The 16137-nt window shown below is 60.4% G+C and carries 12 protein-coding genes and 1 tRNA gene; 8 read left to right on the top strand and 5 right to left on the bottom strand.

The features are described from left to right. The 8 genes from RDL66_RS02700 to rplA form a co-directional block, all read left to right on the top strand. Positions 1 to 1029: adenosine deaminase (locus RDL66_RS02700; protein WP_308535009.1), on the top strand; the 1029-nt coding region annotated here is incomplete at its 5' end. Between the two features lie 173 nt (positions 1030 to 1202). Further along, entirely contained in the window at positions 1203 to 3992 is a 2790-nt protein-coding gene (locus tag RDL66_RS02695; protein WP_308535008.1) for a translation initiation factor 2, read from the top strand. A 54-nt stretch (positions 3993 to 4046) separates the two neighbouring features. Beyond that, positions 4047 to 5216 carry a UDP-N-acetylmuramate dehydrogenase gene (locus tag RDL66_RS02690; protein ID WP_308535007.1) on the top strand — a complete coding sequence of 390 codons (1170 nt, stop codon included), beginning with the start codon at positions 4047 to 4049 and terminating at the stop codon, positions 5214 to 5216. A 315-nt stretch (positions 5217 to 5531) separates the two neighbouring features. Continuing rightward, a tRNA-Tyr gene (locus RDL66_RS02685) sits at positions 5532 to 5616 on the top strand. Between the two features lie 48 nt (positions 5617 to 5664). After that, positions 5665 to 7302 (top strand): MFS transporter, encoded by a 1638-nt coding sequence (locus RDL66_RS02680; protein ID WP_308535006.1) that lies wholly within the window; start codon positions 5665 to 5667, stop codon positions 7300 to 7302. A 9-nt stretch (positions 7303 to 7311) separates the two neighbouring features. Then, positions 7312 to 8583: an MFS transporter gene (locus RDL66_RS02675; protein ID WP_308535004.1), complete on the top strand. Its 1272-nt coding sequence runs from the start codon at positions 7312 to 7314 to the stop codon at positions 8581 to 8583. Between the two features lie 220 nt (positions 8584 to 8803). Beyond that, complete coding sequence (gene rplK / locus RDL66_RS02670) at positions 8804 to 9229, top strand: 50S ribosomal protein L11 (protein ID WP_297724999.1); 426 nt, start codon at positions 8804 to 8806, stop codon at positions 9227 to 9229. A 62-nt stretch (positions 9230 to 9291) separates the two neighbouring features. Next, positions 9292 to 9981, top strand: a complete 690-nt coding sequence (gene rplA, locus RDL66_RS02665) for a 50S ribosomal protein L1 (protein ID WP_299295344.1) — start codon at positions 9292 to 9294, stop codon at positions 9979 to 9981. Positions 9982 to 10031: 50 nt separating this feature from the next. Here the strand turns inward: rplA and RDL66_RS02660 are convergent, their stop codons facing one another. The 5 genes from RDL66_RS02660 to RDL66_RS02640 all read right to left on the bottom strand — a co-directional run bounded on the left by RDL66_RS02660 (position 10032) and on the right by RDL66_RS02640 (position 16080). Then, a complete protein-coding gene (locus tag RDL66_RS02660) occupies positions 10032 to 10925 on the bottom strand; it encodes a 4Fe-4S dicluster domain-containing protein (protein WP_308535002.1) in 894 nt (297 codons plus the stop codon). Beyond that, the gene (locus RDL66_RS02655) at positions 10922 to 11821 is read right to left on the bottom strand and encodes a molecular chaperone TorD family protein (protein WP_308535000.1); all 900 of its coding nucleotides are present in this window, start codon (positions 11819 to 11821) and stop codon (positions 10922 to 10924) included. The genes RDL66_RS02660 and RDL66_RS02655 overlap by 4 nt, the downstream gene beginning before the upstream one ends. Before the next feature lie 76 nt (positions 11822 to 11897). Continuing rightward, positions 11898 to 12884: a DmsC/YnfH family molybdoenzyme membrane anchor subunit gene (locus RDL66_RS02650; RefSeq protein WP_308534998.1), complete on the bottom strand. Its 987-nt coding sequence runs from the start codon at positions 12882 to 12884 to the stop codon at positions 11898 to 11900. Positions 12885 to 12886: 2 nt separating this feature from the next. Next, complete coding sequence (locus tag RDL66_RS02645; protein WP_296182783.1) at positions 12887 to 13525, bottom strand: DMSO/selenate family reductase complex B subunit; 639 nt, start codon at positions 13523 to 13525, stop codon at positions 12887 to 12889. A gap of 11 nt (positions 13526 to 13536) precedes the next feature. Then, complete coding sequence (locus RDL66_RS02640) at positions 13537 to 16080, bottom strand: DMSO/selenate family reductase complex A subunit (protein WP_308534995.1); 2544 nt, start codon at positions 16078 to 16080, stop codon at positions 13537 to 13539. Positions 16081 to 16137 lie beyond the last annotated feature (57 nt).

The following is a 16137-nucleotide window of genomic DNA, read 5'->3' as shown; positions in this document are numbered from 1 at the left end:
CGGGATTTGTGGGCTTTGCCCAAAGCACACTTGCACCTGCACTTCACCGGGGCGATGCGTCCCCAGACCCTGCTGGAGTTGGCTCGGGAAACCCAGCAGCGCCTGCCCCGCTTTATGGGCGAAGGCGACCCCCTGCACGTCCCGGCTGACGAGCGGGGCTGGTTCCGTTTTCAACGTTCTTATGACTTGGCGCGCGCCCTGGTGCGTTCCGAAACGGTGATGCGCCGCATTGTGCGGGAAGCCGCCGAGGACGATGCGGCGGAAGGCTCCGGGCGGTTAGAGATACAAGTCGACCCCACGTCTTATGCTCCCTGGGTGGGCGGGCTGACCCCCGCGCTGGAAATCATCCTGGATGAAGCGAAAGTTTCCGCCGCGGCAACCGGGGTGGAAATCGGGGTCATTGTGGCGGCGTCGCGCACCCGCAACCCGATGGACGCCCGGACTTTGGCGCGTTTAGCCGCCCGCTACGCCGGGGATCAGCCGGGGGAAGTCATCGGATTCGGGCTGTCCAACGATGAACGAGCCGGTTCCACCCCTGAGTTTGAGCCGGCGTTTCGTATCGCCACAAGGGCGGGGCTCGCCAGTTTTCCCCACGGTGGGGAACTGCGTGGCCCGGAACATATTGCCCAAGTGGTGCGCCACCTGCACCCCGCCCGTCTGGGTCACGGGGTCCGGGCCGCGGAACAACCCGACCTGCTGAAGTCGCTGGTAGACCACGGTATTGCTCTGGAAGTCTGTCCCGCCTCGAACGTGTCCCTAGGGGTGTATCCCACGCTTGCCGAAGTGCCCTTGCGGACCCTGACCCAGGCTGGCGCCACGGTCGCGTTGGGGGCGGACGACCCGCTGCTGTTCCGCTCTCGGTTGTTGGACCAGTACGAATCCGCCCGTCAGGTCGCCGGATTCACCGACCGGGAGCTGGCCGAACTGGCTGCGGGCTCTGTCCGCGCATCTCTTGCCAGTGCGCAAACCAAGACAAAACTGCTGGGCCAAATCGATTTGTGGCTCAAGAGTTCGAACCTGGGGAATTAAACGGGTAAAATCTGATGATAGTTGCTTTTCTGAGGTGGCGATGAGTTCGCAGTGGTTCTTTCGCCTCTCCTGGGGAAGCCTCTACGGAAACGGCAGGATGCCTGTTGCCAGCAAAACCTCAACAGTCTGCCCTCTGGGCAGCGTTTAGAATCACCAGCGGGAAGGGCGTCAAAGTGTTCGATGTATGGCTAACCTTCCCCTCCAATGGGGTGGCGTGGGCATTTCAGATTTTTACCAAGTACGGGCCGCTGCCGGTTATGCTGGCGATTTTTATCATTATGGTTCCGTTTCGGCCCCAGGTCCCCAAAGCCATACCGATGCACTACCGGCGAGCCTTGCTCCAGCTCGGCTGGACCCTTCGTGTCGCCCTGTCTTTCGCTCTCATTGCTGTGATGCACAGCCCGGCTGCCCTCATCAGCTTGTATAACTCTGGTTTTTTGACGCAAAATGCGTTCAACTCGATGAATACTATGTTGGTGCTGGTGGTCGGGGTCGCTTTCCAGCTGCCTTACCTGTTGATGGTTCACGTGTGGTTTCCCCGGCCTTTGAACTGGGTGCCGAACCGCAACTGGGTCATCAGTCCGCGTTTTCGGGTTCGGGCCTGGATTGTGTATATCCTCATCTGGATGGTGACCGAAATCATGATGGTTGTCGGCGGAGTCGTGTTCGAAACGCCTAATGCCTCGATTTCGGGCGAGGAAATTATGGCCGCGGCGGGGTACTACCTGGTAGAAGGCGTTATCTTCGTAGTTATGTCGGTGTATATCCAGTACCGGATTTCGTGGCGTAACCCCATTCCAGGGGTGCCTTTGGCGGTGGATATGGCGCTGCGGCGCGAAGACCTGAACAATGTGCAAAAGTTCGCCACGTTCATTTTGGGTGCGGGAGTGTCACGGTGTCTGCAGTTCCTGGCTCAGCTGCAATACGAGAGCGGACCGTTTGCCATCTCGGCTGTTTCTTTGGTGCTGAGCTGGGTGGTATCTATCACCTCACTCGGTATCGCCTGTATCCCGACTTGGTGGTTTATGCGCAAGCTGGATCCATCTCGGCGCCTGATGAAGGAACTCAGAAGCAATGTGATGAGCGAAAAACGCGACCCGAATCTGTTCACCTTGGAAAATTACCGGAATATGTTGGACTACAACGAGGACGAACTCATTAAGGGGTCGATTCCCCAACCTCGGAAAAACTATATTATGTCCGTGTTGGACAGTCCCCGGAAAGACCTGCTGACCGCGCCCGGTTCTGGCTCCTCTCCGGAAGAAGTCGCCCAGGCCTTCACATATATGTCGAAGGTGGCGGCACGAGCGGGGGTCGGGCTGAACCCGGAGGAACGCAAAGGTCTAGCAGAGATTCGCGAAGCCGTGCGAGAACTGGTGGAACACCGTGTCGCCTTGAACGAGGGCGTGGCATCCAACTTGATTCCAATCAACCCTGATGGCGCATTGGCTCAGGACGGTGAGCACGGGCATACTGTTCAACTGCCCGAAGGGCAGACCGAGGACGGCGAACCTCTGGATTCGAGCTTGGCGCATCTGTTGGGTCAGTCCGTCAACGACACCGCGGTCGGTTTGGACTCCCAAACCTTGCAGGAATGGGGCGAGTTCTATAAAGAAAAAGACGCGATGGAGCGCCAGGAAAAGGCTTGGGAAAAGCAAAAGGAGATGCAGGAACTGGCCATCAAGACTTTCGGCTTCGACCCTTATGCCTACGACCCTTACGGTTACGCCAACCCCTACGGGAATGCCTACGGCGGTTACGCCAACCCTTATGAAGATTTTGGAACCGACCCTTACGCCCAGCCTTATGCGAGCGGTTACGGCTACGGGACGTCGAACCCTTATGCGGATTTGTACGCGGATGGGTATGCCGACCCTTACGGCGGATATGGCTATGACCCCTACGGCTACAACGCGGCGGGATATTGGCAGATGAATCCCAACATGGCGGGGGCTTACGGTGCATATCCTTGGGGCTGGCCCAACGGCGCGCCCACTATTCCCAATCCGCAGCCTTACGGTTACTTGGATGCGGGCGGGACCAATGGTGCAGCCTCGGAGGCTCCCGGGAATCCCGCGGCGGTTTCCGGGGTAGGGCCGGAAGGCTCTATGTTCCCCGGTCAGTCTGCGGCGGGTCCACAGAGTGGGGCGTTCCCGGTTCCTGACGACCCCCTTTCCTCCGGAGGGATGGGCACCGGTGAAGCGAATCCTGCGAATAACTGGCCGGGTGGCGGACCCCAGAACGCTGCGTTACCCGGTCAGTCCGGCGGACCCCAGGTTCCCGGTTTTGGTGGGCCTGCGGGACCGGGTGTGCCAGGAAGTGCACCGGGTGTGCCGGGGGCGCCGATGGAACCAAGCGTGCCGATGCCGGGAGGTGCGCCGGTTATGCCCGGTGCGCCGACGGGACCAGGCGCGCCAGCGCCGGGAGGTGCGCCGCTGGGGCCGGGCATGGCCGTTCCAGGCGCACCAGCCGGGGTTGGCGCGCCGGTGCCAAACAATCCCACGAATCACGTGAATCCAGTAAATCCCGCCGCGCCGGAACAACAGACTGTTGCGGGATATCCCTTTGTGGTACGAACGATGGAAGGCTATCCCACTGTGGGCGCTCCTGTGGCGCCCTCCCTGCATCCGCTGGTCAACTTGGGACAGCCTGACTCGCAGGTTCCAAGCCCGCAAGCAAACTTTGGTCAGCCTGGCCCGCAGGTTCCGGGCGTGCCGGTCAACCCCGGTCAACCGGTTGCGCCAATCGACCCGAGATTCCCCCAAAATCCCGGCCTTGTGAACGCCGCCGGACCGAATGTTCCCCGTCCCGCCCAGCCTTATGCCCCAGTGAACACGGAAGCGGCAGAGGAGGCCATCGACCCTCGGGCCGTGTACCCACCGACCTTTGCCAAACCGCGGCCTGCCCCGAGACAGTACGAAGAATTCGTTGAGGACGAAGCCGAAATCGAAGAGCTGCCCTAGGGGACGCGGCCCGAGCCAAAGGGGCAGCGTTTGGGTATAAAGGAGACGTAATCAGTGCGATTGGCCGATTTGTGTACTTTGCGCGTGGGGGGTGAAGCGCGCCGATTTTTGGTGGGGACGCAGCGAGACGAGCTGATTCAGGCCATTGCCCAGGCTGATGCGGCTGGGGAGCCGCTGCTGTTCCTGGGCGGAGGGTCGAACCTGGTACCTGTGGACGGCGAGTTTCCCGGATTGGTGATCCGCGACGGCCGCGAGGACACGCGGGTTTTGACCCTGCAGGAGTTTGGGGAATTACGCGCTGACGAGGCGGTCGTGGCGGAAGCCCAGCAGCTCGCCGCCGCCACGCCCTCGTGCGTATTTCTCAGCGTGTCCGGGGGACTGGCATGGGACCGGCTGGTGGAGTTTTGCGTGACGCAAGGGTTTTCCGGGCTGGAGGCGCTGAGCGGAATCCCCGGTGTGGTCGGGGCGGCACCCGTGCAAAATATCGGGGCCTACGGCGGGGAGGTCGCGGACTGCCTGCTGGGAGTCACGGCGTGGGACCGCCAGGAGTGCCAGCTGGTGTATTTGAGCGCGGCCGAGCTCCGGTTTGGCTACCGGGATTCCTTGTTGAAGCAGTCTCGATTGCAGGTTGAGGCAGATTCGGGGCAGTCGCGGTTTGCGCCGGCACGTCCCGGGACAAACCCCGCCACCGGGCGGTGGATTGTGCTGGAAGTCGATTTTGCGCTGCAGCGCGGTGGGGGCACCCCGGTCAGATACGCCCAGTTGGCCAGGGCGCTCGAAGTACCGATGGACACGGTCGTACCGGCGGCCCAGATTCGTGCAGCAGTGCTGGAGCTGCGGCGTTCCAAAGGCATGGTTTTGGACCCAACCGATCATGACACCTGGTCAGTAGGGTCGTTCTTTACCAATCCGATACTGCCGGTCGAGGCGGCCGCGGCTTTGGAGTTGCCCAAGGACGCTCCCCGCTGGGAGACGGCGCTGCCGGGCCGTGCCGGGGAGGCGGGCGTGAAACTGTCTGCCGCCTGGCTCATCGAGCACTCCGGTATCACGAAAGGATTTGCCCTGCCGAACGCGGGCGCGGGAGTCTCGACAAAACACGTCCTGGCGCTGACGAACCGCGGTAACGCTACGGCCGCGGACATTAAGGCTCTGGCCAGCCATATTATCGCCGCGGTGCAGGGGGCTTATGGAATAACCCTGGTGCCCGAGCCGGTCATTTTGTAGCGCTCCGCGAGTCGCCGCAGATACGCATTGCCTGGCACGAATGACCGATTTCACCGCACTCGGACGTAATCTCGACAGCTTAAAAATGCGCTCACCAGCAGTTTTACAAACGTCACGATGAGCGCGACTGCGGAATTCAAGTTGAAATCGGTCGTTCCTGCAATCGCCTCGATAATCAACAAACCCGCCCGAAAGCGTGAGAATCCGGGGACACCCGCTAGGGCTGTAAATAATAATCCACAAAGCTCCGCTCTAAACCGACGTTTGCGAAAATAGCGGCGTATCTGGTAGTCTAGTTGGGCGCTTTCGGCGTATGGCGGGTTTCCCGAGTGGCCAAAGGGGACTGACTGTAAATCAGCTGCGCAATGCTTCAGGGGTTCGAATCCCTTACCCGCCACCACTACTTTATTCTGGGTTATTTTTACGGCACAGAAATCTCAGGCGGCATATGGCAAAGAATACCGAAGTTCCCGGCGAAAACGGCGAACTTTTCGAGGGAAACAACAGCTCGCAGGACCAGACCAACAATGGCGACCCGCGGATTATTACTGTCCCCGGTTCCTCAAAGAAATATCGCACTTCGCTGATACTGGTCGTGGTCCTGATGGGACTGGCCTTGACGCTGCTGCAAGTCTCCACCGTGAACGTCGCCCTCGCGGTATTGCCCGACTCTATCGGAGCCAGTGCCCAAGAGGTACAATGGGTCATTTCCGGGTATGCCCTGGCTATCGGGCTGTCGATGGTGCCGATGGGGCGCATTGGCGACTTGTTTGGCCGCTCGCTCCTGTTCGTCCTGGGCCTCGCGCTGTTTTCCGTGTCCTCGTTCCTTTGTGCCATCTCAACTTCCGGGTCCATGCTGGTTTGGATGCGAATCCTGCAAGGTTTCGCGGCCGGTATCTATAGTCCCCAGACCGCGGGAATTATTCAGCAGTATTTTTCCGGCCAGGCTCGCGCACTGGCCTACGCCCTCATGGGCTTGGTCGTGTCCGTCACCGTGGCTTTGGGCCCGATGCTGGCGGGCGTCTTGATTGCGATTTTTGGACGGGAACAAGGCTGGCGGCTGGCGTTTTCCCTGAACCTACCGTTGGGCCTGATTGGGGTCGTCTGTGCGTTGCTGTGGCTGCCGTTCAAACGGGAACGAATTTTTGCGCGCCGTGCCCGCATCGAAGCTTTGGAAGCCGACATCGCTCGGGCCACCAAGGCTGGTAAGAAGGCCCCAAAGCGCTCCCGGGTTGACCTTGACCCGTTGGGGATGATCCTGCTCGGGGCAGCAGTTATCGGCATGATGTTGCCTTTTGTTACCACCGGGTCGCTGTGGCGTTTTGCCCTGATTCCCGTGTCTCTCACGGTGCTGGGCTTCTGGGTCTGGTGGGAGCGGGCTTACGAGGCACGAGGACGCTACCCGATGGTGAGCTTGCGGCTGTTCAAAATCCCCTCCTACAGCTTTGCCAGCGCGATTGGCGCAATCCAGTTCCTGGGGGTGCCTTCCGTCTACGCCATCAACGCCATGTTCTTGCAAAACGGTTTCGGTCAAACCGCGCTCATTGCGGGTCTCAGCGGGATGCCCGGAGCGATTCTGTCCGGGTTGACTTCTATCGCGGTGGCGCGCCACACCATCAAGCACGGCCGGGCTATCCAGGCCTGGTCGCTGGTGATAATGCTGGTGGGGGTGGTGTTGACCGCAGTCATGGCGGTAATGTTTGCCCGCGGCGGTTCCGTGTGGCTCATTAGTATTGGGCTGGCGGTGCTGGGCTTCGGCTCAGGTTCGATGGGTTCGGCGAACCAAACTCAAACGATGCTGGAGGTTTCCCCCTCTCGAGGCGGTATCGCTGGAGGCATTCAGCAAACCGGCCAGCGCATCTTTACCGCCATTGGTTCGGCCATCCTCACCGGCGTGTTCTTCGCAGCGACCGCTGGGCTGGAAGCCACCGCGCCGGGAGCAGACCTGGCTTTAGCGAACGCTTGGAGCCACGGCTACGTGCTGTCCTTCGCGGGTTCCGCCGGATTCCTGGCAATAGCGCTGGTGGTAGCCATTATCTTTGTGTTCTTTCCCCGTCAACCGCACCCGGTCGCCGCGAGAAAATGAAGGAGTGACGTGAACGCAGTAAATCCTCAGAATCCCGCGAACGTGGGGCCGGAAATCTGGCACAACCAAAAGCGGATGTTTCCGCCGATGGCGATTGGGCTGTCGATGGCGGGTTTCTATGTCACCGCCGCCGGTTCTCTCATCGCCACCCTGTCGCGCGACCTCGGTGCGAAACCCGAGGCTTTCACTTGGCTGGGTGCCGCCTACGGCTTTGGGATGCTGGTTTCGGGGCTGTTGGCGCCGTGGGTGATGCGCAACGGGCCGGTCTGGTCGCTGCGGCTTGCCCCGCTGTTAGTCCTGCTGGGAACGGGGATGGTGGCGTGGAGTCCCTCCATCGCGGTTAGCTTGGTGGGGGTAACTTTGGCTTGCTTGGGTGGCAGTACGGTTTCGGCTGCGGTAGCCGGTACTTTCGTCGGTACCGAGGGGACGAAGTACCTGTCACTAACCGTCGGGATTTCCTCCTCGGTGTCGATTGCTACGACGGTAGTTTTTGCCTTGGTAGAGCGCGAGTTTCCCGGTTTTGGGCGGATGGCGCTGTGGTTTGTTTTACTGATGGCTGTGCCGACCTTGGTGTGGGGGTGGAGGCTCCCGGCCGTGCCATTCCGTAAGGTGTTGCAAAAGGGCTTGAGTGCGCCAACTCAGTCGCCGTCCGCAACGGGTGCTGCCAGCAGTGACGCGCCGACCCCCGCTGCTGCGGAGGTGCCCCCTGGCAACCCCAGCACGTACAGCGTGAAGCCCTCCAAGTGGCTGTTGATTTCCCAAATCCTGCGGCTCATCCTCACGGCCGGAGTCGAGTTCGCCATGTATGCCTGGGCGGTGACGCGCCTGCGAGAATTGGGGGTTGGCTTGGCACTCGCTTCCGGCTTGGCGACCGCTTTCGCCATCGGCATGGCGGTGGGTCGTCTGGGTGGGGCTGCCTTTGCTCGGCGCTATTGGGCCTGGTGGGTCTTTGTGGGTCTAGGATTTTTCGGCACCGCTGCGGTCGCTTTCGTGCCCTCAGTCGGTGTCGCGGTGGTCGGCTTGTTCATCAGCGGTGTCGGGGTCAGCTGTCTGTATCCCATCAGTGCCACCGAGTTCTCCGGCTTGCCGGGGGTGCACAAGGAGTACGCGGCGGCGATCATCAGTTCCCTTTCGGGGATTGGTGCGATCGTGACGCCGCTGTTGCTGGGGTTGCTGTTGGCGGCTGTAGGCCTACACTTCGGCTTCTTGGTGCTCCTGGGGTTTTACGTGTTGATGGTATTCCTGCCCCGGCCCTCCGCCGCCCACTTGGGAATCGGCTAAATTGGTGTAAAAGCCGGGGGAGCGTTAGAATATTTCCTTGTGCGTCTTGATGGCGCGCGCCTTTTGCTACCCACAAATGGGTGGCGTTTTGCGGCGGAAACCGCCGTGAGAAAACGACGCAGACCGAGTGGAAACCGTGTCACCACGGCCTTCACAAAGTCAGAGAAGTTTGGGTGGAAACCTGCCAGGTCGACACCCCTATTGAAAAGGACCCAAAAATATGGCTAAGAAAAAAGTCATCGGAGTTATCAAACTCCAGATTCAAGCCGGTGGGGCAAACCCGGCACCGCCGATTGGCCCGGCATTGAGCCAACACGGCGTAAACATTATGGAATTCTGCAAGGACTACAACGCCAAGACCGAGTCGATGCGCGGCTCCGTGGTTCCTGTGGAAATCACCGTTTACGAGGATCACAGCTTCGACTACGTGCTGAAGACCTCGCCGGCCTCCGAGATGATTCGCAAGGCCGCGGGCGTTCCGAAGGGTTCGGGCACCCCGAACACCGTCAAGGTAGCGAATCTGACCTGGGATCAGGTAGAAAAGATCGCTTCGGAAAAAATGCAAGACCTCAACGCTAATGACATCGAGGCCGCGAAGAAGATTATCGCGGGTACCGCTCGGTCCATGGGCATCACGGTCGGTTAATCGTCAAAAACTGTGGAGGGGCTTAGTGTTTGCCCACACCACGACTGCGTAAGGAGCAGAACATGAAACACGCCAAGAAATACAACGAGGCCGCGAAGAAGATTCTTCCCGACACTCTCTATCCCATCGACGACGCCTTCAAGCTGGTCAAGGAAACTTCCAGCGTGAAGTTCGACGCAACCGTAGAGGTTGCGATGCGTCTGAACGTTGACCCCCGCAAGGCTGATCAGATGGTGCGCGGCACCGTTTCTCTGCCTCACGGCACCGGCAAAACCGCTCGGGTCCTGGTTTTTGCCGTAGGTGATAAGGCCGCTGACGCCGAGGCGGCGGGCGCTGACGAGGTCGGTGGGGACGAACTCATCGAGAAGGTCTCCAAAGGCTACACTGACTTTGATGTGGCCGTAGCGACTCCTGACTTGATGGGTAAGGTTGGTCGCTTGGGTAAGGTGCTCGGTCCGCGTGGCCTGATGCCGAACCCCAAGACCGGTACCGTCACCATGGACGTGGCTAAGGCCGTCAAGGACATCAAGGGTGGTCGTATCGAGTTCCGTGTTGACAAGCACGCTAACCTGCAGTTCATCGTCGGTAAGTGCTCGTTCGAGGCCGCCCAGTTGGCCGAGAACTTCCGGGCTGTTCTGGAAGAGATTGAGCGCCTGCGTCCCGCGACCATCAAGGGCCGCTACATCACGAAGGCCGTCATCTCAACGACGATGGGTCCTTCCATTCCGCTGTCCTTAGCGACTAAGGAATAAGCACTTTCTTCATTGTGGGGTCAGGGGCAACCTTGGCCCCACCAGTGTTTTTAGGGCTCAGTCTGGCCCGGTTTTCCTGTCGTTTTGCGCGCGTCGTGGCGAGGACCGGCACCGAACACATCGGGCGGGGCTGCTCCGAAGGGGTGGTCTTGCCGAAAGGCGCACAAGGGGCAGAGCTCTCCTGTACCGGCGGGGAAACGGTTGTGGCACGAGGGGCAGACTTTCGTTTTCACTGCTGCCAGGGTTCGGGTGGCACCATTGTGGATTTCCGCCCAAGTGGGGTGGCCTTGCACCGCCAGGGTGCGCTCAGGACACAGTTTCAGGCAGGTGCCGTCAGCTTCGCAGCTCGCCAGGTCTTGGGTGAGAGTGAACAGGTTGGCGTCCTCGGGGTCAGGTGTGAGAGACAAAGCCTGGTGGGGGCAAGCCGCAACGCATACCCCGCAGACGTTGCAGGTGCTGACCTGCAAGGTCCACGCCGGAGGTGGGTCCGGCGGCGGCTCGCTCACCCCCAATAGGGCAAAAGCCTGCGCGCTGCGTTCTTGCCAGTTGGCTCCGAGATCCAGGACACACGTGGTGGATAGCCCCAAAAAAGACCGCCTCGACACCCCGAGCTGCGAAACCTCAACCCATTTTCCGGCAAACCCGCCCTGGTGAGGCGTCTCCCACAGTCGTAAGCGGCCGGGAAAAAACTCCTCGCCGAGCTGCAACAGCCGACTCAAGCCCCCGTCCCTGGAACACGGCACAAAATCGATGCGCCCCACCCCTAGTGCCAGAATCTGCGCGATAGAACCCAAAGGTGCCTCGCCCCAGCAGGCATCGTAGTGTAGCGCGCACGCCCGTCGGGGCACGCGCGGTCGGGGACTGTGGTCGCAGGCCAGAATCAGGGTTTCGGGAACTTCCCCGGCGCTCAAGAAGCGCAGCAGCTCACGCAGGGTGTCTTTCATCGGGCGGGGGGCTCCGAAGTGGGGCCGCCGGGGTGTCCGGATCCGCTAGGTTCGCTGTGCCGAGCGGGAGCGGCAGTGTCCCCCGCGTCGCGAGCCGCCCCCGGCACGCCCGGATCGCCGAACTTACCCGCCGCAACGCCCTTGTGACCGGGCGTAATGCCCCGGTAGGGAGCGGCGAACCCCGACACCACGTCCGCGCAGGGAAGCAGACCCTGGGTCGACAAGGTCACGCACCAAGACGCAAAAGCGGCGTAGCTCAGGGCCTCGACCCCCTGCATCCAGGCGGTGTGCGCCTGCGCCTCGGCTTCGCGCAAAGTCGCGGGAACCCAGCGCAAAGGGTGTTCGGCCGTGAAAGCCGCCAAGATGTCGCGCACGCGGGTGTAATCCTCCGTCCGGCCCTGTTCCAGCGCCGCCATCATTTGCTGGCAGCCCTGAGACAGAAAAGCGAACTCCAGCCCGAGGTGGTCGTCCGGTTCGGTGTGCAGCCGGGGAGCCTGCAAACCCAGCCGCGAGTAATAGAGCCGGACTTGAATCGTCTCAGTATCGAAAACCAGCTGCTCCTCGCCAACATGAACCGACTCGAAAGGCGAAACTCGGGCGCTGGCCGAAACCCCGTAGAGAAAGTCCTGATCCATGCGAATCGTCTGATCGTCCTCGTGACTTTCCCAAGAGCGTTGCAGCAGGTCGACGCCGCGGGTGTGGGCGGCGTGGGCGTCCGTCTGGAGGTCAGCGAGTTCGGGGAGGGGGGACGGTTCACACCAAAAAGGCCAGTCCGAGAGTTGCGAGTAGATGTCACGGCGGGTGTCCGTGGTCGCGTGGCCCAGGTGCAGCCGGCCCAAAACCAGAAAAGACGCCGCAAAAGCATCGAGAGAGGGGGCGTCAACGCGCTGACTCATGGGTATCTTCTTTCTGTCATAAAGTGTGGCTCCCGGTTATGCGCCGGGAGCCACCGAGTTTTCGCTAGGACCCCGGTTAGGGTGCGATAACGTTTTGCACTGTATTCAAGCCTACATGCCACAAGCCCTCGTAGTGGACGGCTCGGCCCATCAGTTCGCTGATGAACGCCAGCAGCAACGAACCGCACAGCAACACGGTCAGGGTAGTTGTGGGTTGCGTATGCAAACGAATCTGGGTGAACGCAAACACGCCAGCCCCGATGACGGCGATACCCAGCAGAATCAGGCGGCAGGTCAGGAAACCACCCGAGATGACGTCCGCGACTTGTGCCGCCGCCCCGCCCTGCTGATGCAGACCCAAAAGGTAAGCCGGGTAGGTAATCATGATGACGATGCCGCTGGCCGCGCTCACAATGGTGAGGATTTGCATGGCGGAGTGCACCAGCGACTTCAGGTCGTCGCTAATCTGTCCCACCGCGAGACGGGAGCGCCACCCCTTTGCGTCGGGTATGGCTTCGGTCGCGGAGAGCGCCTTTTTCCACACCAGCAGCAGGCTCAGCGCCACCGCGAGAGGGCCGGTCAACAGAGCCGAAGCAAAGAAGAACACGGGAACCGCGGGGGTGTGCCACGCCGGAATGGTCCTGACGGTGCAATACACTCCACTCATCGAGGTCAGCAGAGCCAAGCCGCTCAGGGCGGTGAGGACCGCCAGCACATCGCGGACGGTGCGGCTCAGCCACTTATTCCACTGGCACGCGGCGAAAACGAAACCGAAACCGCCGAACAGCACCCCGCTCAACAGTTCGCGGCTGAGCCACGAGGAGCCGACGTGCAGCAGCGTGAACGGGGCGTGGAACGGGTCGTTCAGGTGGAAAAACGCCGCGAAGAAACCGAGAATCAGCAGCGGTCCGACCGCGAACAAGGACGTGTCGGTCACCCGGTCTATGGCTTCACCAGGCAGTTTGCGCAGCCGTCCCAGCAGTTGGACAAACCCCAGAGCCCAAAAAGCCCCGATTGCCATCTGGGCGATGACGGTAAACAGAATCATAGGGAGTTCTTCCATTTTCAGATCTCCTTCGGGTTGGTGATTTCGCCGGTGGGTTGATCCCACGGTTCCGCGTCCCGGTGCGCTTCGATGACCAGGTGCGGTTCCGTCAAGGACGGGTCGGGCAGGGGAGCGATCCCGTTGAGGTTGCCGTGTTTCTTACGGAGTTCCTCGATGGGACCCCACTCCAGGGCACGGGAGGGGCAGGCCGCTACACAGGCCGGGTCTTTGCCCTCCGAACGGTAGTCGTAGCACAGGTCGCACTTCGACATGTGCCCGGTCTCCGGGTTGAGCTGGGGTGCGCCGTAGGGACAGGCCCACTGGCAGTAGCGGCAGCCCACACATTTCGATTCGTCCACATATACGGTGCCGTCCTCGCGGCGGCTCATCGCGGTAGTGGGGCAAACCTCCATGCAGACCGGGTATTCGCAGTGGTTGCAAGAGATGGAAACGTAATAGGCAAACACTTTCGGTTGGAAAGTGTTGCCCTGGACTTTCCAGGTCCCGCCGGAGTATTCCGCGACTTTGCGCCAGTGTACGCCCAGCGGCAGGTCGTGTTTGTCGATACAGGCAATCTGGCAGGCTTTGCAGCCGTTGCACCGGGTCTGATTGAAATAAAACCCGTACTTGGCGCCAGCTTTAGTGAAGTTTTCAGCCATGATGTATCCTCCTAAGCCTTCTCAATTTCCACGGTGATGGTATGTACCGCGTTGCCATGCGCCAAGGGCGAGGGGTGCAGCGAGGACAAAGTATTGGTGTTTCCGCCGATGTCCACCGGAATATCCGGGTTAGCTCCGGCCGGGGGTTTCACCTCGGAGGCGTCGACCGGGTGGTACCACGCGCCCTGGGGCAGGGAAACGACTCCGGGAGCAATGCGGGGAGTGACTTTCGCTTCAATCCTCACAGTTCCACGGTCGTTGTAGGCAAACACCAGGTCGCCGTTCTTAATCCCGCGAGCCTTGGCATCAATCGGGTTAATCCAGATGGTTTGCAAGTGAGCCTCCCGCAGCCAGTCCACGTTTCCGTAGGACGAGTGGGTCCGACCTTTGAAGTGGTGGCCGATACATTGCAGCGGATACTTGCCGGTCATGGCGGCGGCCGGTCCGTCCCAAGTCTCTACGTATTCGGGCAGCGGCACCAGTCGGTCGCCCTCGGCCTTTTCGCGGAAGTCGTCGAAAGTCCACTTGGTAGCCATCTGTTCGATGCGCTGGGAATAGATTTCGATCTTTCCGCTGGGGGTGGGCAGGGGGTTGGCCTGCGGATCCGTGCGGAAATCTTCCATCGAGACGACCGGCCCCTCGTAGCGGCGGTAGACCCCCATCTTTTTCCATTCCTCAAAGGTGGGCAGTTCGGGGTCGTCTTCGCGTGCGGCGTCAATCGCCTCTTTTAGCCACCCCTCGCGGGTCTTGCCTTCGGTGAAGTCGTCCTTTATGCCCAGGCGGTCGGCCAGTTCAGTGCAAATCGTGTAAACGTCCTTGCACTGATAGAGGGGTTTGATGGCTTGCGAGGAAACAATCCCGTAAGCCATCGGCGCGCCGTTTTCCCCAGCATGATAGTCGGATTCCTCGGCGGCGGAAGTGCCGGGCAGGACGTAATCGGCGTAACGGCAAGACACCGTCATCTGAATGTCACAATCGACAATGAGTTCGCACTTGGATTCGTCCTGGAGGATTTTCACAGAAGCGGCGTTTTCTCCGGTTTGGTTGACCAGCGAGTTTCCGCCGTATTGCCACACCATCTTAATGGGGACTTCCAGCTTTGTGTTGGTGGGAGTGCCGTTATCGTCGACCGGGACTTTAAAGCTCCGCACGCCCAGCTCGGGTTTTTCCATCACACCCGAGTTGAATGTGTCCATCTTTTCGCCGTGCTCAATAGCGTCCAGCCACGAGAACACCGAGATAATCTTCATTGACGGGTTCGGTTTCGAGGTGGTCAGGTTCTTGCCGACCCCGAGGGCGGGTGAGGATTCCCGAGCTCCGTTACCGCCACCGGGGATACCCACGTTGCCGGTCACGCAGGCCAACAGGAAGATAGCGCGGGCAGTATTTTCCCCGTTGGCGTGGCGTTGCGGACCCCATCCCTGGGTAATTGCGCAGGGTTTCGCGGTGGCAATTTCACGAGCCAGCTGGCGGATGGTTTGTTCCGGTACGCCGGTGACTGCGCTGGCCCACTGGGGAGTTTTCTCGATACCGTCCTTTTTCCCTTCGATATAGGCGCGGTAAGACGCGTTAGCAGGAGCGCCGGGCGGCATATGGGCCTCGTCAAAGCCCACACAATAGGTATCCAGGAACGCTTGGTCTTGCAGGTTTTCCTGGAGCATGACGTGAATCATGCCCGCAATGAGAGCCGCATCCGTCCCCGGACGCAAAGCCACCCACTCGTCCGCCAAATCCACCGCAGTTTCGGAATAGCGCGGGTCGATGATGATGGTGCGCACCCCGGAAGCCTTTTTCGTCTCTAGGGTGGTGAACGTCAGTCCGCCCCCGCTCATGCGGGTTTCCAGCGGGTTGTTGCCAAACATGACCTGCAGCTTTGAACGCGCCGCGTCATCGAGCGAGTTCGATCCGAACCAAGTCCCGTAAAAATACGGGTAGGCTGTGGTGATTTCCGTAGTGGAGTAGTCGGAATAGTGATCGAGGTAGCCACCCCAGCAGTTCATGAGGCGGGCAAACGCGGTCACATCCGGGGGCCACGAGGTCGAAACAACAGATCCGAGGGTGCCGGTGCCGTAGTTGATGTAAAAGGCTTCATTGCCGTACTTGGACTTGATTTCTTTCATCTTTTCGGCGATTTCGTCCAGGGCTTGCTCCCAGCTGATTTCCACCCACTCACCGGCGCCGCGTTTCGTGCCGGGTTTGCGCTTCAGCGGCTTCTTTAGCCGATCGGGATTGTAAATCCGGTGCCGAATGGAGCGACCGCGCACGCAAGCGCGCACGGATTGAGAGCCGAGTTCGTTCGTACCGGTGTCGTCAGGCAGGACCCGCACGACTCGACCGTTCTTGACCTGCAGTTGCAGCGGGCAGCGCGAACCACAGTTCACGGTACAAGCCGACCACACCAGCTTGGTGTCGTCAGGTGCGGCGGCGTTGGCTGCCGAAGAGCCCGGCAGCGAGCCTTCCATGCTCAGTAAGGTTGCGGTTCCAGCAGCCACACCGGACCATTGTAAAAATGACCGCCGGGAAATTCCCGAGGTCTTTTCGCTCTGTTGTGCCATAAGTGTTCCTTTTCCGCAGTTCAAATGAAGCCACTTTCTTCGGGATTTATATTACAC

Origin of the sequence: uncultured Mobiluncus sp. (assembly GCF_902488535.1) — a bacterium.
Lineage (GTDB): Bacteria > Actinomycetota > Actinomycetes > Actinomycetales > Actinomycetaceae > Mobiluncus.
Note: the sequence above shows the minus strand (reverse complement) of the source record. Positions and strands in the feature narration are given on the sequence as shown.

What these genes read in the sequence shown, in the direction of transcription:
- RDL66_RS02660 (WP_308535002.1), bottom strand. Translation starts at nt 10,925, where the DNA reads ATGAAAGACACCCTGCGTGAGCTGCTGCGCTTCTTGAGCGCCGGGGAA.
- RDL66_RS02650 (WP_308534998.1), bottom strand. Translation starts at nt 12,884, where the DNA reads ATGGAAGAACTCCCTATGATTCTGTTTACCGTCATCGCCCAGATGGCA.
- RDL66_RS02640 (WP_308534995.1), bottom strand. Translation starts at nt 16,080, where the DNA reads ATGGCACAACAGAGCGAAAAGACCTCGGGAATTTCCCGGCGGTCATTT.
- rplA (WP_299295344.1), top strand. Translation starts at nt 9,292, where the DNA reads ATGAAACACGCCAAGAAATACAACGAGGCCGCGAAGAAGATTCTTCCC.
- rplK (WP_297724999.1), top strand. Translation starts at nt 8,804, where the DNA reads ATGGCTAAGAAAAAAGTCATCGGAGTTATCAAACTCCAGATTCAAGCC.
- RDL66_RS02655 (WP_308535000.1), bottom strand. Translation starts at nt 11,821, where the DNA reads ATGAGTCAGCGCGTTGACGCCCCCTCTCTCGATGCTTTTGCGGCGTCT.
- RDL66_RS02645 (WP_296182783.1), bottom strand. Translation starts at nt 13,525, where the DNA reads ATGGCTGAAAACTTCACTAAAGCTGGCGCCAAGTACGGGTTTTATTTC.
- RDL66_RS02680 (WP_308535006.1), top strand. Translation starts at nt 5,665, where the DNA reads ATGGCAAAGAATACCGAAGTTCCCGGCGAAAACGGCGAACTTTTCGAG.